A 21230-nucleotide genomic window follows, 5' to 3' on the forward strand; every position below is an offset into this window, starting at 1 on the left:
ATTGATTATGTTTGTATTGTAATATGTAATCAGCTGATTTTCATATTATAAAATTGAGAATCAAACTGTCAATTCAATACTAAAGAGCGCAGATATCCGCTTGCCGGATCACCGGTAAGGAAGTGCAGGAAGCAGCTTTTAAGCTTTGGGGCTTGTGCATGTAATTAGAAGGCTACTGATCTCTTACAAGAAAAATGAAATAGGGCAGCTTTGCCTGGGATGACAAATAAATAGAACTGCCTCTTAAATGGCGGGTGTAACATTGATTTGAATTCATAAAATAGTTTTTGAATGCTCAACATTCGAAATCCAAAGGGACTGCCTTTCTATGCAAGGAAGGGGCAGATCCCTTTGGCATTTCTGTATTTTGACTGACTTGCCAAATGTAAGTGTTTTATCGAATTCCAGCAAATAATTTTGGATGTAACTTATTGATTATCAATTTAATACAGATAGTATCAGATTGATAATTTAATTCTCATTATGGCGCATAAAATGCTATTTTGATCTACTTGTTTATAATTTAATATCACATTTCTTTTAAATAGATTAAATTTTTTATTAATTTGGCCTCATAATCGGCCCCCTAGCCACTCAACCATATCACTTTATGGATCGTAGACAATTCCTAACCTTATCGCCTGACCGCAATACGCGGACAAGTACCGCTTTTGCCCGCACAGATACAGGTATGGCCCCCTATACCGGCAACTGGGGAACCTTACAGCTTATTCACCTGCTGAAACGCACCCTCTTCGGTGCTACACCTGCTAATATCAATGCACTCAAAAGCATGACGATGCAACAGGTAGTAGATACACTGCTGACAGCTCAGCCAGATCCTTTGCCACCGGTAAATAACTATGGCATAGATACCACCGGCGTTACACCCGGCGCTACCTGGATAAAAGCACCACAGGGAGATGAAATGCTGGAAAGAAAGCGGATGAACTCCTATAAAGCATGGTGGACAGGACAAATGGTGAACCAACAGGCAAGCATACACGAAAAAATGGTGCTCTTCTGGCATAATCATTTTGTTACGGAAACAAAAACGGTAAATGACAGCCGCTTCATCTACCAGTATAATCTTACCCTGCGACAAAATGCTTTAGGAAACTTTAAGGCACTCACCAAAGCAATAACCCTGGATCCCGCAATGCTGGTGTATCTCAACGGTTACCTCAACTCCAAAGGTGCTGCGGATGAAAACTATGCAAGAGAACTACACGAGCTTTTTACGGTAGGTAAAGGACCCGATTCCCATTATACGGAAGAGGATGTAAGAGCCACGGCACGCGTACTCACAGGATTTAGAGTAGATAGAACAAACATCGTCAGCCTCTTCGATACTACACAACACGATATCACCAATAAACTGTTTTCCGGTTTCTATCTGAATAAAGTAATATCCGGGAAAACAGGCACAGATGGCGCTACTGAAGTAGATGACCTCCTCAATATTATTTTCGGACAACCGGAAGTGGCGAAATTTATCTGCCGGAAATTATACCGGTTCTTTGTATACTATGATATTGATGCAGCCACAGAACAAAATGTAATCACCCCGCTGGCAAACATTTTCCGCAGCAGTGGCTACGACATTAAAACCACGCTCAATGCCCTCTTTATCAGCGAACATTTTTTTGATCCGCTGAATATGGCCTGCCTGATTAAAAGCCCGGTTGATTTTTGTGTGGGACTTTGCCGCGAATTCGGTGTCACATTCCCTCCCGATTATCCCGGTCAGTACACAGCCTGGGGCAGTATTCATGACCATGCTGCTGCTATGCTGCAAAATATCGGCGATCCACCACTGGTGGCCGGATGGGAAGCCTACTACCAGGTGCCGTCCTTCCATGAACTGTGGATTAATACAGACACATTACCCAAACGTAATAAGCTGAGCGATGCACTCATCAGCGCTGCAGGTTTTAATAACCTGCGCATAGATGTTATCGCTTTTGCAGATAAACTCTCCAACCCCGGAGATCCCGTTGCACTGGTAAATGATTCACTGGATATACTTTATCGTGTAGGCGTTTCCGTTAACCTGAAGGATTTTCTTAAAAATACCATCCTGCTGAGTGGACAGAGCCCCAACAGTAATTTCTACTGGACCAATGCATGGACTGCCTACAAAGCTTCGCCAGGAGATGCTGCACTGAAAAACGACGTAGAAAGCCGCTTACAAGCGCTGTATAAATATATCATGGACCTGTCGGAATATCAATTATCCTGATAGCAGAAAAACCTTTTATGAAAAGAAGAGATTTCCTTAAATATACAGCGCCGGCTGCCATCCTGCCAACATTAATCAACGGCTTTTCTATTAAAGCTTTCGGGACCTCTCCCATGCTGGATGCATTAAACAGCGTCCCGGCTGATAACGACCATGTACTGGTTATGATACAGCTAACGGGTGGTAATGATGGGCTGAATATGGTGGTACCACTGGATGTATACGGCAAATACCAGGCGGCACGTAATAACATCGCTATCGCGCAAAGTAAAGTGCTGAAGCTGGATAACTACCTGAAATCCGGTCTGCATCCGGCTATGACAGGCATACAGCAATTATACAACGACGGAAAAGTAAGCATCATTCAAAGCGTGGGTTATCCATCGCCCAACTTCTCACATTTCCGCGCTACCGATATATGGCTAACCGGCTCCGACTCCAACGAAGTACTCAATGACGGCTGGGGCGGACGCTACCTGGATACACAATATCCCGGTTTCCCGGATAATTATCCCAATGCAGATAATCCTGATCCACTGGCGATACAAATAGGTTCTATTGTATCCCCTGCCTTTCAGGGACCCAATGCAAGCATGGGTATTGCCATTACCAGTGCTACAGATTTTTATAACCTGATAGACGGCGTTACAGACCCCGTTCCTAATACCAAATCGGGAAAAGAACTGGCATATATCCGGCTCATTGCCAAACAAACCAACAGCTACGAAAAAACAATTAAGGCAGCAGCTGCGAAAGTGATGTCGCAAGGGGCTTATCCTGCCAATAACGGCCTCGCGGAGCAATTGAAGATAGTTGCCCGCCTTGTGGCAGGAGGCCTTAAAACGCGCCTCTATATGGTTAGTACGGGCGGTTTTGATACGCATGCAAATCAAACGGATGGTAGCGATACCAGCAAAGGAGGACATGCCGGCCTGTTGGGCGGCGTATCCGACGCTATCAAAGCATTTATGGATGACCTCAAAGGATTGCATGCCTCCCGTAGAGTAGTGGGCATGACATTCTCCGAATTCGGCCGCCGTATCAAATCTAATTACAGCATGGGTACTGATCACGGCGCGGCCGCACCCATGATCATTTTCGGCGATTATGTAAACCAGGGTGTGTTGGGAAATTCACCATCCTTACCGGATGCCTCTTCCGTGATCGATAATATTCCCATGCAGTACGATTTTCGCTCTATATACGCTTCTCTGCTGGAACAGTGGTTTTGTGTAGACCAGACAGTACTGCAGAAAGTATTGCAAAAAGACTACCAGCGCCTGCCACTCATCAGTGGCGTGGCTTGCGGCGTGATCACAGGTTTACCGGATCTTAATACAGATGGTAAACATCTCATCGTTAATAGTCCCAATCCGTTCACCACAGCCACATCTATCACTTATATCACCGGCAGCGGTAATACCATGATCCAGATTTTTGATACTACCGGACGGTTGGTAAGTGTGCCCATTAATAAAGTTCATACACCCGGCACTTATACTTTTGTTTTTGATGCACACAATCTGCCCAGCGGTATCTATTATGCCCGCTTCCAGAATGGCCCTATACAACAGGTGCGTCCTATGCTGAAGGTGAATTAAGCTTTTAGTAGTTAGCGATTAGCTTTTAGCAAAATGCAGCGGAGATGATAGTGTATATGTCTATCTCCGCTGCATTTTGCTAAAAGCTAATCGCTAACTACTAAAAGCTTTTTTATATTATAATGAAGGCTTTATCTAAGATTAAACGGTACAGATATGCGTACGCCCACATTCCGCCCCATATTGTAAATGCCTGATCTGCCTCTCGGATCATTAGGATATTGCTCAAAATATTTAAGACGGCTCAGGTGATCCTGGTAGCCTATATCAAACAGGTTGTTGCCAAATACAGATACGGTAAATAATGTTTTACCTGCATGGTCTGTTATATCAGTACCAATACCTGCATTGAACAAAGTATAACCCGGTGTAGCCGTTTCTGTATTATAGGCCAGATAAGCCCTGTCTTGTTTTGCATACCATGCCATCTGCACTTTCACAAACATATTACGTATATGCGTAGCCGGTTTTTTGAATTCAGCTCTCAGTTCGGAAACACCATGTACGGGAGGGATAAACGGCAGATACTTTGCACTATCGTTTACAGCCTTACCACTTTGTCCTTTGTTTTCTGCATACACCACGGAAACAGAATTTTCAAAGTGTAACCAATCCAGCGGATGAGGATGAATATCAAGACTAAACTCGCCACCATACAAACGTGCATGTGCAGCCTGGTACTGGAACGTTTGATTACCCGGTACAATGACAGAATCCTGTCCGGCACCGTTTAATACCTTCTGGTTAAAGATATAATGCTGGATATCGTTGTTGAATAAACTCAGGCTCGCTGAAATGTGATCTGAGATGAAGTCTGCCCCGATATCTTCCTGCAGGCTGAACTCCGGTTTAAAGTTGGAGTTGCCCAGCTGGTAAATATTAGTACCCGGATGTACACCATTGGCAGATATTTCAGCAATATTTGGTGAACGGAATCCACGGGCAATATTCGCCTTCACAGAGAAGTGTTCTGAGAAATTATAAGTTAAACCTAAACTTCCGGTAAAGCCGGAGAAGGTATGACTGTATTTATTGAACGGCTGAGAAGCACCAGCAGTATCAGTTACAGGCATGTCAAAGCCTGTTTTCGGATTGGTGCGTACCAACAGTGCATCATTATTGAATGAACGGATATCATATCGCGCGCCACCGGATATATCCAGTTTACCAAACGATTTTTTTGCCATTACAAAAGGACCGGCATCAAACTGATGATAGGACGGTATCACGAATTCAGTACCTGATGTAACATTGTTAGACTGGTACATACCATTAACACCCGCTGTCAGATCCCAGCCACCCCACTCAGGGAAATAGTATTTTATATCGTAAGTAAGCGTGTTTAATTTGAGATAAAGACCAGGGACATCACCTTGTTCAGGATGACTGAATTCCCGTCTTACGCTTTTTTCAAAACCCAATCCTACAGACAGGCTGCTTTCACCCAGATTAAAACTATTGGACGAAAATGCGCGGTAATGCTGTACATGCTGATGCAAAACAGGCAATCCATAACTGTTTAATTCCTTATCGGAAACAATAGGACGTTCTGTATCATCTTCTGTAATCCGTTTGGTAAACTTGCGGGAAGCAGAATCACGGCTGCCATCGGGAATAGCTTGCAGGTCATCGTACATAGATAAATCAAGATGAGAGAAACCCCATCCCCTGTTAATACCTAAAGAAGCGCTTGCATCAGTTTCTTTAAAGTTGGTACCGTAAACACGTCCGTCTATTTTATTCTGATAGTTCTTTGCTTCTTTACGCGACAACCTGGCCAACCATGTAAACCCCTTGTTGTTGCCGGACATCATAGCTGATCCACCTGCCAGCCCGTTGTTGGTCTGGTATTCTGCCATCACATTACCAATTATTTTTCCTTCCGGAGCAGGAGCGGTAGGAATCAGGTTCACTACACCCGCCATGGCATCTGAGCCATAGGTAAGACTTGCAGGGCCTTTCACTATTTCCACACGGTCAATACCGTATTGATCTACTTCAATACCATGCTCATCTCCCCACTGCTGGCCTTCCTGCCGCATACCATTAAATAGCGTGAGTACACGGTTATAACCTAATCCCCTGATAAATGGTTTGGATACGTTAGGTCCTGTTGTTACACCTGATACGCCAGGCACTTTAGCAATGGCATCAATGATGTTGGTGCTGAAGTTTTCTTTCAGGTATTTAGTGTTCACAGCCACCAATGGCACCGGGCTTCTGCGTATTTCAGTAGCTTTCGACTGACCGGTTACTACAATCTCATTTTGTTCTACTGCTGAGGTGTACAGGATGAAATCCTGTTTAACATCGCCTTTGATAACAATCGTTTGTGAAATATTTTTATACCCCATAAATTTTACTTCCAGCAGATATTTACCGGATGGAAGGTTGTTTAAACGAAAATGACCTTTAGCGTCGGAAGCCGCTCCTGCATGCAGATCCGGAATGTAAATGGTAGCCCCGATTAATGGCTGATGTGAGTTGGCATCAATAATATTACCCGATAATGAATTATTGTCAATATCATTTGCGCGCGCTGGTAAATGGTTTAGCAACAGCCATGACAGGCATGCCAATAAACTTAATTTTAAGTTCATACAGAAACTTGTAACATAAAATGATTAAAAAATAAGGTTGTTCATGATTGTTACTCAACAATAATGACACTAAAATAATCAACAGGCGACAGGAGGTGCGCGCAGAGAAGGGTGTAGGGCGATGACGTTATGAAAACTATCAGGAATAGTAATAATCCGGGCTTCAAATACAATCACCTGCATTTGCAGCAATGGTGAAAATGTAGCAAGGAAAGGTGCTAAACTGATGTTTAAAAAATCGCAGTGTGTATGTTTTTCACTGATAACCAACGGAGAATCAGGACGCTGAACATCCACCGTATCCTTGTGGTTGGCAAACAAGTGCACAAAATCATGCGGTGTAGTACTGAAAATCAGCACTACCAGCATTAATAAGGAGCATATTTTTTTTAGCTGTTTAATAACGTTACACTTTGCTTATAAAAGTAAAATACAATATTTAAGGATCTTATTATATTTCTTGCCAGGACCAATTCCGGGATAACTGGTAATCATTAGTGTTTAAAGGCTTTGCTGGCATTAATTATATCCTGTTAGCAAAAAACGGCATTCCGGTAAATGCACTATTGTTGCAAATATAAACTTTTAACCCAAAACTATGAAAATATAAAAAGACGGTGGTAGGGCCATCTTTGCTATTTCAATGTAGCAGGAATGGTATCAATGGTTTTGGTATAGGTAGCTTTGTTATTTTTTATCTTAAAAAATAAGTTACTGGATGTATGCTGATGGGAAATATTAAATCCAACAACAGTATCCCGGCCTTCCGTAATTAATTGAGGTACAGGTATCGTAGCGGCGATGGTATCCATTCCCCGTATATAATTTATCAATTGTTTTCCATGCTGACTGATACGAATGGTTTGCATGGAATCAGCAGCATTGCTGAAAGAAACACTGATGCCAGCCATTTCAAATACAGCCACAGCACTATCTGTATTGCCACTAACCAGTTTGAATGCTTTCGTTGTTGCATGTGCAGCAGCCGGAGAATTTATTTTTTTAGGTGCCCCGTTTTTTTCAGGATTGTTACAGGCAAGAAATGTGAACGCTAATAGGAGTAAGGATTTATGCACGATATAGTTACTGTTTTGCAGATAAAGCTATTATTTTTTTGTGGATTTGGTGAAGATAGAAAAAGATAGTCAGGAGATGTATCCGGTATGCACGATGATCATTTCTTATGGGGATAAAACCATTTTGATGGATACAATCCGACTGATTAAAAGTGTACAAAGCTTAAAAGTAAAATCCGGGAACGGAAACATTTTTTAATAAAAAGTAACATAAATGTAAAGTAGGGATTATTTTGCATACACATGTATTATAGTTGTTATATAATAATTATACAGTATTTAAAAATTTGTACTGCTGCCATGAAAGTGAATACTGGCGGGCTTGATAATTTTATAGGTTTTTTAGGATTGCAAACCATTGTTACTATTGTTTGCTACCGCTGATGTAATTAAATAAATATTATACTGATAGATTTTGTAGTTTTGCGAAACTTAATGGAAAGTGTTCGATAGATCTTCCTGCCACGATTTGCAAGAGCAGTTTTCCCTCATTTTTCAATTATTGGTTTTTGCCCGAGTAAAGATTTTCTGACCACCATTGGTTCAGATTTTGGTTGAAAAAGAAAGGGGCTGTTTTTACAGCCCCAAATTTTTTCCAACTATTTTTTAGTGCTGATGCACCGGTTTTTCCAGTTTCGCGGTATCCTCATCGTAATACACAAAGAAATAAAGGTAAATAGCCCTTGATATCCGCATTAGCCAGGGCTGAATAAGTACAAGCAACACCCCGTTCACACCCAGCCATACAAATATGCTGTTATCTCTCCACGTTAAGCCAAAAAACAACCAAAACCAGATAAGATTAAACACGCTAAAAGCTACTGATAATGCATAGCTAACATAGCCTGTTCCAAACCAGAAGCCAGTTTCCAGCTCATATTTCTGTCCGCATACAGGGCAGTTGTCGTACATGTTAAAGATCTTTGAAAACCTTACATGAAACGGGTTTTGATCTCTGAACATATCTCCCTTCCTGCATCTCGGGCATTTCATTGTCAGCATGCTGACAAAATAATTCGGACGTCCTGGCTGTTTTGTACTCATTGTGCGAAAATAGTCAATTAGGGATTAGAAGAGGCGGTTTAAGCGGAAACAATGGCGGCTTTATACTGCTTCTACTTTACGCTCACCAATCTGCTGGCGCCACATGGCATAGTATAATCCTTTCTCTTCCACGAGGTCTTCATGTCTGCCTGTTTCTACAATGCGTCCTTTTTCCAGTACATAAATACGATCTGCATGCATGATAGTACTCAAACGATGCGCAATCATTACAGTAATATGTTGTTTGCTGGCTGTTACCTGGCGTACGGTAGAAGTGATTTCTTCTTCCGTAATAGAATCAAGCGCAGATGTAGCTTCATCAAATACCAGCAGGCGTGGCTTACGCAGCAACGCACGGGCAATAGATAAACGTTGTTTTTCACCACCGGAAATCTTAATACCTCCTTCACCAATCACTGTCTCCAGGCCTTTGTCTGCCCGCGCCAGCAACGAATAACAGGATGCCTTATCCAGTGCTGCCATCACTTCTGCATCTGTAGCACCAGGATTTACAAAGAGCAGATTCTCTTTAATAGTACCCGCAAACAGTTGCGTATCCTGCGTTACAAAACCTACCTGGTGCCGCAATTCTTCCATATCCACCGCATTGGCATCTACGCCATTGTATAAAATATGGCCTTCGTTAGGTTTGTATAGTCCTACTAATAGTTTCACCAGCGTGGTTTTGCCGGAACCGGAAGGCCCTACAAACGCAATGGTTTCTCCTACTTTAACAGAAAAGTTTACATGATCCAATGCTTTGGTAGCAGCCGTCAGGTGTTTGAAACCTACCCGCTCAAACAACAACTCGTCGATATGCCTGATTTTAACAGGATTGGCGGGCATTTCCTCTACCGGTGTACTCATAATACCCTGGAAATTTAACAGGGATACCTGCGCTTCGCGATAGTTAAGAATGATGTTGCCCAATTCCTGCAGCGGGCCAAAAATGAAGAAGGAATAAAGCTGTAAGGTCATCAGTTGTCCCATGGTTACTACATCGCGGTAAACATAAAACAGGAGCAGGAATAAAATGCTTTGACGCATCAGGTTCACAAAAGTACCCTGCACAAAGCTGATACTGCGAATGCTCCTCACTTTCTTTAGCTCCAGCAGTAAAATTTTCAGCGTAGTAGAATTTAAACGCCTGATTTCCTGGTTGGTTAACCCTAAACTCTTTACCAGCTCTATGTTACGAAGCGATTCGGTAGTAGAACCCGCCAGTGCAGTGGTTTCCTTTACAATTGTTTTCTGGATAACCTTAATCTTCCTGCTCAATAAACTCATCAGGATCGTCAGTAAAATACAGCCGATTAAATACACAAAAGGCAAAGTCCAGTGCACTGCTGCTGCGTACACCATCACAAACAGCACGCCTATCAACGATACAAAGAGTACGTTCACAAAGGCGGTGATAAACTTTTCACAGTCTATTCTCACTTTTTGTAAAATAGCCAGTGTTTCTCCGCTACGCTGATCTTCAAATTGCTGGTACGGCAGTCTGAGTGAGTGTTTCAAGCCATCGGTATACACCTGTGCCCCAAATTTCTGCACAATTACATTTACAAAGTAATCCTGGAAGGCTTTGGCAATCCTGGATACCATGGCTACGCCCACTGCGGCGCCTACCAGGAGCAATACGCCCCATAAATAATTATTTTCCGGCCGGAAAATAATTCCTCCTTTGAGGGTTGTGTGTGGATGAGAAGCAAATCTGTCTACAATCCACCCGAAAATCATCGGGTCCATCAAGGAAAACAGCTGGTTTATACTGGCTAACGCCATTGCTAACACTACCAGCCATTTATATCTCTTTAAATAATGCAGTAATAATTTCATAAGTCCAATTTCCTGAGGTGCAAAGTTACTGTATGTTGCCACATATTATGAGTAAAAGTCCTGGCTATTTTGGTCAAAAAAGGTTAACTTAATAGTAAGTTCTTTTTAAAGGCATCGGTGATTAAGGATTATCTACATAAATCTCCACATATGAAGACGTATGATGAAAAACATATCAAAAACATCGTACTGTTAGGGGCTCCCAAAAGCGGCAAAACTACCCTCTCCGAAACTATGTTGTTCGAAGCCGGCATCATTGGCAAGCGCGGAACAGTAGAAGAAAAAAACACTATATCTGACTACCACGAAATTGAGCATGAACGAGGTAACTCCGTATATGCTACCCTGTTGCACACGGAATGGAAAGACTATAAGATCAATATTATCGATACCCCCGGCCTGGAAGACTTCATAGGCGAAGTAATTGCCGCTATTCGTGTAGCCGATACCGCTATTCTGCTGCTGAATGCGCAATATGGGGTGGAAATAGGTACAGAACTGATATGGGATTATGTAGATAAGTATCGTAAACCTACTATCCTGGCTATCAATCAACTGGATGCAGAGCTGGCTAACTTCAACAAAACAGTAGAGGAGGCTACGCGCATACTAGGGCGCCCGGTAACAGTGATGCAATATCCTGTTAACCAGGGCACCGGATTCAATGCTATCATCGATCTCCTCAAAATGACCATGTACCGCTTCCCCGAAAATGGCGGAAAACCCGAAAAACTTCCCATCCCCGATAATGAAAAGGAACGTGCCGACCAACTACACAACGAGCTGGTAGAGAAAGCAGCCGAAAATGATGATACCCTCATGGAACTTTATTTCGAAAAAGGCAGCCTGGATGAAGATGAACTGCGGCAAGGCATTAAAACAGGCATGCTTAACCACCAGGTGTTCCCGCTATTTTGTTTATCAGCTAAAAATAATATGGGCAGCGGCCGTCTTATGGGCTTTATAGACAATGTAGTTCCTTCTGCCGTGGAAATGCCGCCGGAAATTACAGAAGATGGCAAAAAGGTACCCTGCGATGCCGCTGGCTCCACCGGATTGTTTATATTCAAAACCCTACAGGAACCACATATAGGCCGCCTCACCTATTTTAAAGTAATGTCCGGAGAAGTAAGGGGAGGAATGGAACTGATCAATGAAAAAGGTAATACCACAGAACGTATCAGCCAGTTATTCATTGCAGATGGAAAAAACCGCAATAATGTGGAACGCTTGCGCGCAGGAGACATCGGCTGTACCCTTAAAATGAAGAACACCCTTACCAATCATACTTTAGCAGAGAAAAATTTCCCCGGAGAAATAGTCCCTATCGATTTTCCCGGATCTAAAGTACGTGTAGCCATTGAAGCGAAAAATAAAGGTGATGATGAAAAACTCAGCGAAGTACTGGCAGAAATCCACATGGAAGATCCTACACTCGAAGTGGAATTTAACCGCGAACTGAAACAGGTGATCCTGCACGGACAAGGCGACCTGCATTTACTCGTTACCAAATGGCGACTGGAAAATATTTATAAGATGCAGGTAGATTTTCACGCTGCAAAAATACCCTACCGCGAAACGATTCAAAAACCTGCACTGGCATCTTACCGGCATAAGAAACAATCCGGCGGCGCAGGACAGTTTGGAGAAGTATTTATGCGGATAGAGCCCTGGTACGAAGGCATGCCACCCTATAAAGAACATACTGTGCGCGATACGGAAGAAATAGCACTTAACTGGGGCGGTAAGCTGGTTTTCAACAATTGTATCGTAGGAGGTGCTATAGACAATCGTTTCCTGCCATCTATCCTGAAAGGAGTGATGGAAAAAATGCAGGAAGGCCCGCTAACGGGATCGTATGTACGCGATATACGGGTAAGCGTATACGATGGTAAAATGCACCCGGTAGACAGTAACGATATTTCTTTCAAAATAGCCGGTATGATGGCTTTCCGCGATGCTTTCCACCAGGCAGCGCCACAGCTGCTGGAACCGGTATTTGACCTCGAAGCCATAGCCCCCGATGTAATGATGGGCGATATTATGAGCGAATTACAAAGTCGCCGCAGCGTTATAACAGGCATGGATACAATAAACGGCTACCAGGTAATAAAAGCACGCACACCCCAAGCGGAACTCGACAAACTCTTCGCTGCGCTGCGAAACGTTACGCAGGGTAAAGCAAAGCTGAAATCCCAGTTTGCAGAATATGCGCCTGTGCCACCAGAATTACAAAAGAAATTAAGCGACAGCTATAAGGAAGATCTGAGCATTTAATTACCCCATCCTTCTCTGTCAAGATTCCTGAATTGTATCGCTTCCGCCATGTGCGGGGGCTCTACGCTTTCACTGCCATCCAGGTCTGCAATGGTCCTGCTTACCTTCAGTATCCTGTCATAAGCCCTGGCAGATAATTTGAGCTTTTGCATAGCATGCCTGAGTTGTTCCCGGCAACTGTCACTCACCACACATACGGTTCCCAGTAACTGGCTATGCATTTGCGCATTGCAGTAAATCCCTTCATGGCCGGCAAAGCGACGGGCCTGTATCGCGCGCGCAGCCATCACACGGTCACGGATACACGTACTTTTTTCAGTGGCCTGCGGAACAGACAGATCTGAAAATAATACCGGTGTAACTTCCACATGTAAATCTATGCGATCCAGCAAAGGACCGGATACTTTATTCAGGTACTTTTGTACTTGTCCGGGTGCACAGGTACAATCTTTCTCCGGATGATTGAAATACCCGCAGGGACAGGGATTCATGGAAGCCAGCAACATAAAGCTGGCAGGGAAATCAATGGCTGTTCTGGCGCGGGAAATGGTGACTTTCCTTTCTTCCACCGGTTGTCGCATTACTTCCAGCACTTTGCGTTTAAACTCTGGTAATTCGTCCAGGAACAACACCCCGTTATGTGCCAGCGAAATTTCGCCAGGCTGTGGAATGCCGCCACCACCCACTAATGCAGCATCGCTGATAGTGTGGTGCGGTGAGCGGAAAGGCCGCTTTGCAATAAGAGAGGAATGTTCCGGCAGCTTACCGGCAACAGAATGTATCTTGGTTGTTTCCAATGCTTCCTGTAGCGTGAGTGGCGGCAATATGGTAGGCAATCTTTTTGCCAGCATGGTTTTGCCCGCTCCCGGCGGACCAATCAATATAGCGTTGTGACCGCCTGCTGCGGCTATTTCCAGGGCTCGTTTAATTTGATGTTGTCCTTTTACATCGCTGAAGTCTACATCAAAAATAGCTTGCGCCGTATAAAAATCATCCTCATCTGTTTTTACCGGCGGCAAACTATCCGGTTGCTCAAAGAAACGTAATACCTCAGAGATGTGTGAAATGCCGTATACATCCAGTTGCTTTACCATAGCGGCTTCCCGCGCATTTTGTTTGGGCAGGATAAATCCTTTGAAACCATCTTTCAGTGCTTGTATGGCCATAGGCAAAGCACCTTTAACAGGTAACACAGTACCATCCAGCGAGAGCTCTCCCATCATCAGGTATTGCGCACAGGAGGTGGCAGCCATATTACCGGATGCGGCAATGATACCAATGGCAATAGGAAGATCATAGGCTGCACCAACTTTGCGGATATCAGCCGGCGCCATATTTACTACAGTCCTGGTTCTGGGCATATGTAATCCCAAACTTTGAATGGTAGATTCAATGCGCCGTTCACTTTCTTTCACGGCGTTGTCTGGCAGACCTACAATAAACAATCGATTCCCCTGTGAAGAAACATTTACTTCAATAGTGATGGTAATGGCATTAACGCCCTGAATGGCGCTGCCGAAGGTTTTAACAATCATATGGATATTGGGTTAACGTGTATTCACTAAGATAAGCTTTTAGCCGTTAGGTTTTAGCTTTTAGAGAAATGCAGCAAAGATCAACTGTAATCTTCGCTGCATTTCTCTAAAAGCTAAAAGCTAAAACCTAACGGCTAAAAGCTATCGGATCTGTTGCAACAGATCCAATACCTTCTCACGTTTCAGTATCAGATAACCGATTTTTTCTTTTGCAATACCATCTTTCAAAAGATAGGTAAACCGCAGGTTATCATCTATTACTTCTGATTCAAAATATTTGAATTGAATACGGTCTTCCTTATCTAATCCATCTACTATTTCGTACAGATGTGTAGAGAGGATAAACAAACAATTTGTACTCCGCAGCAATCCCCTGATAACAGCCAGGGAACAGTTTCTGGCGTCTTCTACATTGGTGCCTTTAAACATTTCATCTATCAGCACCAGCCAGTTTTGACCATTGTTAATCTGCAGGATAGTATTCTTAATGCGCAGTACTTCGCTGTAAAAATAACTCTCTCCTTTAAAAATATTATCCTGTACCTGTATGTTACTGACGATACCATGAAAGAAGCTCAGCTCCATATTTTTTGCAGGTACGCCCATGCCAATATGCGCCAGGAATACTGCTATACCTACCGCTCTGATGAAGGTGGTTTTACCAGCCATATTAGCGCCTGTGAGGAACATAAAATGCGAGGCTTCATCCAGGGAAAGATCATAGGCTACAGGCTCGTCAAGAATAATATGATATAGTTGAGATGCTTTTATCTGCGGACGTGTGCTGTTGGAAAAACGGGGAAATTGCAGGTTATAATGCTTAATGGCTTTGGCCATGGCATAGTAAGCATCCAGTTGCTGATAAAGGGTTACCAGTTCCACAATTACTTTTTTATGTCTTTTCCTGATATAATTATCATAGCGCAGGATCTGTACATAATTTAATTTTCCTTCTTCTTCTGTTTTCAGGATTTCAAAAAAATCGCGCTTGCTTAACAGGTGCTGTGCCCTGTCCAGCAATATTTTCAGCACTTTAGGTGTTTCGTCGGAATTAAATACATTAATAAACGTACGGAAGCCCTGAAGCAAATTCACCAGCTGCGTAAAAGCGAATTTGATATAACCATAGTCAGGCGCATACAGTGTTTTATTGATCAACGCCTGTATATGCAAAGGAATGCCTTCTGTATTGGAGATCGGCTCAATCTGCGCTTCCATATAGTTTTCCACTACTACAATGGTACCGTTGGAAATAATAGTAGGCCAGTTGCTTTCCTGTTCCAGGATATACTGTAATGCTTTCTGCCGGTTCTCAATGGTGTTGATATCGGGTAGCGGATTACTGAACAATTGACGCAAATAATCGCGTCCGCCGGAAGTTGTAGTGAAGTCGAGTCGGTGGAATAGGGAATACTCTTCGTCGCGGTTAAAAATAGACAGGTCGTAATAGGAAGTTTTGTCCAGTTGCATGCAGCGTCTTTTTAGTGAATATAAAGTGGAAGATGCAAGGAAGGAAAAAATCCATAAGCTTTTAGCTTTTAGTCATTAGCTTTTAGGAAAATGCAGCGGAGATGGCACTTCCTGTTTAACCTTCGCTGCATTTTCCTAAAAGCTAAAAGCTAACGGCTAAAAGCTAACGGCTAAACGCTAATCGCTCTCCCATTACTGATTCATCAAATGTTCCATTTGCATATGCCAGGTGACCGTTTACAAAAGTATGTGTGATGGCAGCCGGGAAGGTATGTCCTTCAAACGGGCTCCAGGCGCACTTGTAGTAAATGTTTTGTTTGTTAACAGCGGTATGGCTCTGTAGGTCCACTATTACGCAGTCAGCAAAATATCCTTCTCTCAGAAATCCTCTTTCTTTTATCTGGAAGCAGACCGCAGGTGCATGGCTCATTTTTTCTACCACTTTTTCTATGGAGATATCACCCTGTCTGGCATGTTCCAGCATCAGCAACAAGCTGTGTTGTACCAATGGTACGCCTGATGGCGCCTGCAGATAAGGCTGCTGTTTTTCCTCCCAGGTATGTGGCGCATGGTCTGTAGCAATGATATCCAGACGATCGTCCAGAAGGGCCTGCCATAGCGCTGTTTTGTTCTCCGGAGATTTGATGGCCGGATTACATTTAATCAGATTGCCGTACTGTGCATAATCATCTGCGGTATAATGCAGGTGATGCACACAAACCTCTGCGGTGATGCGCTTGTCTGCCAGTGGCATCATGTTACTGAACAGTTGCAATTCTTTAGCCGTGGAAATATGCAGGATATGCAGGCGGGCATCATGTTTCTGAGCAAATTGAATGGCTACCAAAGACGACTCAAAGCAGGCTTCCACATTGCGTATCAGCGGATGGTCCGCAGCAGTAAGCTGGTCGCCTTTTTCGCGCTGAAATGCTTCCATATTGCTGCGGATGATCTTTTCATCTTCACAATGGGTAGCAATCAGGAGTTCGCTGGTAGAAAATACTTTTTCCAGGGTAAGATAATTATCTACCAACATATTGCCGGTAGAAGACCCCATGAATATTTTGACACCGCAAACGCTTTCTTTTTTAGCATTTGTTTTCAGGATTTCTTCCACATTATCGTTGGAAGCACCCATGAAAAAGGAGTAGTTAGCCAGGGAATGTTGTTTCCCGATGGTGTATTTATCTTCCAGTAATTCCTGTGTAAGTGCTGCGGGCTTGGTATTAGGCATTTCCATGAAGCTGGTAGTGCCACCGGCAACGGCTGCACGTGCTTCTGTGTAAATGGTGGCTTTTTGTGTTAAGCCTGGCTCGCGGAAATGCACCTGGTCGTCTATAATGCCCGGCAGCAGGTGTTTCCCTTCTCCGTTAATTTCCGTGTAATTACCGCTGGGAGTGATATGAGGCGCTATCTTTTCAATGCGGTTATCCTTGATCCATACATCCTGTACCGTGGTATGGCCTTCGTTTACCACGGCTATATTCCTGATGAGGTAGTTTTGCATTCCGCAAAGGTAGAAAAATTGGAATTACGAATTACGAATTGCGAATTACGTTGATCATCCGCAAAGATCATCCGCTATGATCAACGTAATTCGCAATTCGTAATTCGTAATTCTTCAGCATTTATCCTTCCAGATGAATGGAAAACACCACCATTCTGGATTGCAGCTTCTCTACCACATTGGAGAAGCGCAGATTAGGATCTTTTATATGCACGTTGCCAAAGCCGTTACTGATCTTAAATTCGGGTGAAAAAATGAAGCTCTCGAAATAAAATTCAAAACCGGCGCCTACTTCATAGCCGTAGTCGCTTTTTTTGATTTTCACGAGATCGTCAGCTTTACGGGCACGGGCATTGGAGGCCAGATCGTAATCGTATTTAAGTCCGGCGATAGTATATACACGCATATTGCCTATGCGGTCCGACTTAAATTTAATTTGTAGCGGGAAACTTAATAAGATAGATTCTATCTTTTTGTCGGTATCCTGTGGCTTGGGATAGGTTTCCCGGTAGTACAGATTTTTAGAGGCAAAGATGAGCTGCGGGTTAAAGCGTAGATCAAAGTGCTCGCTCAGCCTGGCATTGGCCAGTAATCCAAGATTGAAGCCCATTGATTTCAGGGGTTCTGCAATCGTAATGGAATCACTAGCCAGGAAGGCAGTGGAGTGCGTCAATTTAAAATTGGACTGGTTGGCAGCCAGGGTTATTCCAAAGTAATAGGGTTTTGCATCATGTTCCAGCATATTCATGTTAGTTTGTGCTTTTGCCGGTAGCACAATCATTAATAACAAAAATATCAGCGCGTAGCGCAGTAAATAGAACATATGCCGAATGATAGCGTTTTGCATGTAACGGCCTGGAATCCTGTGTTAGTTAAAATAATTCGCATTGCTTCTCCCTGTGGGAACGCTTTCACAGATTCTGGCAGATAGCTGTAGGCCGCCTGGCTTTTGGCTATCCATTTCCCGATCAGCGGTGTTATGTAACGAAAATACGAATTATATAATTGTTTAATAGGAAAAACTGTGGGATTGGAAAATTCAAGGATCACTAATTTACCTCCTGGCTTCAGTACACGTCTCATTTCAGACAGCCCTTTTTCCAGGTTTTCAAAATTACGCACGCCAAAGGCCACCGTTATGGCATCAAACGTCTGGTCCGGAAAACTTATTGTTTCACTATCACCCAGTTGCAGCGTAATTTTATCGCCCAGGCCCAGTTTTTTTATCTTTTCCCGGCCATGGGTCAACATTCCTTCGGAAATATCAATGCCTACAATTTTATCAGCATGCAGCCGCTTTTCTGCCATAATAGCAAAGTCACCGGTACCGGTAGCTACGTCCAGCATATGTTTGGGCTGAAGCGACTTTAAATAACGCAGTGCTTTTTTCCGCCAGATGATGTCGATTCCGAGCGACATAAAGTGGTTAAGGAAGTCATAACGATAAGCAATATCATCAAACATGGTCGCTATCTGCTCCTTCTTGCTTAATTTTGACCCTTCAAAGGGAACGATCTTCTGAACATTTGCATTTTCTGACATAGTCCGCAAAGTTAAAGAAATGTAGTCATGTGACAGAATGCAAATACAGGGATGCGGGATTTTTAATGGAACAAAGCAATATTACTATGGTTATCAAAACAGCAGAATATCTTATCAGCAGCCCCGATTGGGAACAATGCCCTACACCGGTATGGCCGGAATACGCATTTATAGGCCGTTCCAACGTGGGAAAATCTTCATTGATCAATATATTGGCTAACAACGAAAGATTGGCCAAAACATCCGGTACACCCGGTAAAACACAGCTGATTAACCATTTCGCTATAAATAATGCCTGGTACCTGGTGGATTTACCAGGATACGGTTTTGCCAAAAGGAGCTTATCACAACGCAGACAGTGGGAACAGATGATAGAAAATTATCTCCGTAAACGTACCAACCTGGTAAGCGTATTTGTGCTAATCGACAGCCGCCATGAACCACAAAAAATAGATCTGGAATTTGTTAATCAGCTGGGAGGATGGAATATCCCCTTTAGTCTGGTATTTACCAAAGCAGATAAAAGTACCCAGGCAATAGTAAGTAAGAATGTGAAAACATTTCTGAATAAAATGCGCGAAACCTGGCAATTCCTGCCTCCTAACTTCGTTACATCTACAGTAAAGAAAACCGGCAGAGATGCGATACTGAATTATATTGATGAAATGAATGCACAGTTCCGGGCAATTGCCTGATGAAATTTAATAAACAATCCTCCTCTCTCCAACATCTGTGTGATTTTTCCGGGGCTTTATAATCCTGGTAGCAGGGGATAAATATTTATTTATATTTGATCCTTATCCTGTTTTAAATATGGCATTGTATTACCAAAATCTTTGTTGTCATGTTGGATGCTACTGATGAAGAGCTGTGTAAAAAGATAATGGAGAGAGATAAGGAGGCCTTTCACGTATTATATGAAAGATACAGAAACCAGATATATGGATATACGCTGAAACTATGCGGATTGCCGGATGTGGCGTTGGATGCAGTGCAGGAAGTATTTATGAAGATCTGGATAAAGTATGATACACTAAATCCTTTCCTGTCGTTAAAAGCTTACCTGTTCAGCAGCGCCAGGAACTACGTATTCGACTATCTGAAAAAAGCAGTGCATGAAGAAAAATTCCGCAAATATTTTCTGGAAACATATGTAGAGGATGATGGTACGTTAGACAATCTTCTTTATACCAGGCAACTGGAGGTCATTAAGATGAACGCCATCTCCCGTTTGCCGCTACAGCGCCAGCTGATATTTAAAATGAGTAAGATAGAAGGATGGACCAACCAGGAAATTGCGGATCACCTGGGTATCTCTATCAATACGGTAAGGGACCAGCTGGTAAAGGCTTCCCGTTTTGTACGACACTACCTGCATCAGCATGCCGATATAGCCATCGTAGCCACTGCTTTCTGTCATATCTTATCATCCTGAAAAAAAATTTTCCCTGCGGATCGTCTTTGGATCCCTCCCGATCGTATTACTGGTATGTCAACGGTAATCAATGGATGAATATAACAATAGGATCAAATCACTTTTTATAAAGCTTGCCGAAGGGAAATGTACGCCGGAAGAGCGTTTACAGATCATTGCGTATCTGGAAAAGGACCCTTCCCGGGAAGCGCTTCCGTCTGTGGAAGAACTGGCATCTACCGGAGAATGGCCTGTTATGCCAGCAGCAGCAGCGGAAGCTGTATTTGAAAATATTATACAGCATACGCCTGTTAAACAACTGATTCCTTTATGGAAAAGAAGCTGGATAAGGATTGCAGCGGCATTGATACCCGTTATTGGCCTGGCTTCATTTTTTATATTACAGTATACACAGAAAGCTGAATTCAGACATTATGTGAATAATACCCGGAAAGTACAAACCATACAACTGGAAGATGGAACAGTGATCAGGCTGAATCAACGAACCAGCTTATCCGTAAGTAAAACTTTCACTGCCGGTAAGCGCCGCGAAGTGTGGCTGGAAGGGGAAGCCTTCTTTGCTGTAAAATACCAGGCTGTAAAACCATTCATCGTTCATGCTGCCAATACAATAGATGTGAATGTACTGGGAACAGCATTTAATGTGAACACATTTAACGGAAATACAAAAGTAGTATTGAACGAAGGGAGTGTAAAGATAAATGCCAATGACATCCCTGATGCCGCAGCGATACTGCTGAAACCCGGTGAGATGGCTAGTTTCAATGCTGCCACCAAAACATTGTCCATGCAAAAGGTGGATACCTTATTCCACACCTCCTGGAAATATAACCTGATAGCATTCAGAGGCCAGCCATTGAAAGAAGTAATGCTGAAACTGAAAGAACAATATGGATATGATATTGTATTTGACAGCCGTAATATTGACAATCTTGTTTTTACCGGGTACCTGGCATCCGACAACCTGCAACAGGCACTGCTAACATTAGAACAAACTTTCGCTATAAAAATCTTTTTAAAGGATAAGCTTATACACGTGAACAATAAATAGTCTGCTTAGGC

General features: G+C 43.0%; 16 protein-coding genes. 6 read left to right on the top strand and 10 right to left on the bottom strand.

Features of this window, described 5'->3' with window-relative positions; all coding sequences use genetic code 11:
• Positions 1–610 precede the first annotated feature (610 nt).
• Positions 611–2242, top strand: a complete 1632-nt coding sequence (locus CLV51_RS06650; RefSeq protein WP_106527193.1) for a DUF1800 domain-containing protein — start codon at positions 611–613, stop codon at positions 2240–2242.
• A 17-nt stretch (positions 2243–2259) separates the two neighbouring features.
• Positions 2260–3843: a DUF1501 domain-containing protein gene (locus CLV51_RS06655; protein ID WP_106527194.1), complete on the top strand. Its 1584-nt coding sequence runs from the start codon at positions 2260–2262 to the stop codon at positions 3841–3843.
• 131 nt (positions 3844–3974) lie between these two features.
• On the opposite strand, the gene CLV51_RS06660 is transcribed toward CLV51_RS06655, so the two are convergent.
• The 5 genes from CLV51_RS06660 to CLV51_RS06680 all read right to left on the bottom strand — a co-directional run bounded on the left by CLV51_RS06660 (position 3975) and on the right by CLV51_RS06680 (position 10402).
• The gene (locus CLV51_RS06660) at positions 3975–6443 is read right to left on the bottom strand and encodes a TonB-dependent receptor (RefSeq protein ID WP_106527195.1); all 2469 of its coding nucleotides are present in this window, start codon (positions 6441–6443) and stop codon (positions 3975–3977) included.
• A gap of 78 nt (positions 6444–6521) precedes the next feature.
• On the bottom strand, positions 6522–6812 hold the full coding sequence (locus CLV51_RS06665) for a hypothetical protein (RefSeq protein WP_106527196.1): 291 nt from the start codon (positions 6810–6812) through the stop codon (positions 6522–6524).
• 266 nt (positions 6813–7078) lie between these two features.
• Positions 7079–7519: a hypothetical protein gene (locus CLV51_RS06670; protein ID WP_106527197.1), complete on the bottom strand. Its 441-nt coding sequence runs from the start codon at positions 7517–7519 to the stop codon at positions 7079–7081.
• A 606-nt stretch (positions 7520–8125) separates the two neighbouring features.
• Positions 8126–8563: a DUF983 domain-containing protein gene (locus CLV51_RS06675; RefSeq protein ID WP_106527198.1), complete on the bottom strand. Its 438-nt coding sequence runs from the start codon at positions 8561–8563 to the stop codon at positions 8126–8128.
• A 60-nt stretch (positions 8564–8623) separates the two neighbouring features.
• Positions 8624–10402, bottom strand: coding sequence for an ABC transporter ATP-binding protein (locus CLV51_RS06680; protein ID WP_106527199.1), 1779 nt, complete (start codon positions 10400–10402; stop codon positions 8624–8626).
• 150 nt (positions 10403–10552) lie between these two features.
• Between CLV51_RS06680 and CLV51_RS06685 the strand changes: the two genes are divergently transcribed.
• Positions 10553–12679, top strand: coding sequence for an elongation factor G (locus CLV51_RS06685; RefSeq protein WP_106527200.1), 2127 nt, complete (start codon positions 10553–10555; stop codon positions 12677–12679).
• Here CLV51_RS06685 and CLV51_RS06690 read toward each other — a convergent pair.
• From CLV51_RS06690 to ubiE, 5 genes are all read right to left on the bottom strand, one after another.
• Complete coding sequence (locus CLV51_RS06690; protein ID WP_106527201.1) at positions 12676–14214, bottom strand: YifB family Mg chelatase-like AAA ATPase; 1539 nt, start codon at positions 14212–14214, stop codon at positions 12676–12678. The genes CLV51_RS06685 and CLV51_RS06690 overlap by 4 nt on opposite strands.
• A gap of 141 nt (positions 14215–14355) precedes the next feature.
• On the bottom strand, positions 14356–15684 hold the full coding sequence (locus tag CLV51_RS06695) for a MutS-related protein (RefSeq protein WP_106527202.1): 1329 nt from the start codon (positions 15682–15684) through the stop codon (positions 14356–14358).
• Positions 15685–15847: 163 nt separating this feature from the next.
• Complete coding sequence (locus CLV51_RS06700; protein ID WP_106527203.1) at positions 15848–17191, bottom strand: dihydroorotase; 1344 nt, start codon at positions 17189–17191, stop codon at positions 15848–15850.
• 121 nt (positions 17192–17312) lie between these two features.
• On the bottom strand, positions 17313–18014 hold the full coding sequence (gene porT, locus CLV51_RS06705; RefSeq protein ID WP_245898639.1) for a type IX secretion/gliding motility protein PorT/SprT: 702 nt from the start codon (positions 18012–18014) through the stop codon (positions 17313–17315).
• Positions 17987–18733: a bifunctional demethylmenaquinone methyltransferase/2-methoxy-6-polyprenyl-1,4-benzoquinol methylase UbiE gene (ubiE, locus tag CLV51_RS06710; protein ID WP_106527204.1), complete on the bottom strand. Its 747-nt coding sequence runs from the start codon at positions 18731–18733 to the stop codon at positions 17987–17989. Before ubiE ends, porT begins: the two co-directional genes overlap by 28 nt.
• Positions 18734–18819: 86 nt before the next feature.
• Between ubiE and yihA the strand changes: the two genes are divergently transcribed.
• The 3 genes from yihA to CLV51_RS06725 all read left to right on the top strand — a co-directional run bounded on the left by yihA (position 18820) and on the right by CLV51_RS06725 (position 21219).
• The gene (yihA, locus tag CLV51_RS06715) at positions 18820–19428 is read left to right on the top strand and encodes a ribosome biogenesis GTP-binding protein YihA/YsxC (RefSeq protein ID WP_106527609.1); all 609 of its coding nucleotides are present in this window, start codon (positions 18820–18822) and stop codon (positions 19426–19428) included.
• 149 nt (positions 19429–19577) lie between these two features.
• Complete coding sequence (locus CLV51_RS06720; protein ID WP_106527205.1) at positions 19578–20168, top strand: RNA polymerase sigma factor; 591 nt, start codon at positions 19578–19580, stop codon at positions 20166–20168.
• 70 nt (positions 20169–20238) lie between these two features.
• Complete coding sequence (locus CLV51_RS06725; protein WP_106527206.1) at positions 20239–21219, top strand: FecR family protein; 981 nt, start codon at positions 20239–20241, stop codon at positions 21217–21219.
• Positions 21220–21230 lie beyond the last annotated feature (11 nt).

The sequence above is a fragment of the Chitinophaga niastensis genome (assembly GCF_003014755.1).
In the GTDB taxonomy this organism is placed as follows: domain Bacteria; phylum Bacteroidota; class Bacteroidia; order Chitinophagales; family Chitinophagaceae; genus Chitinophaga; species Chitinophaga niastensis.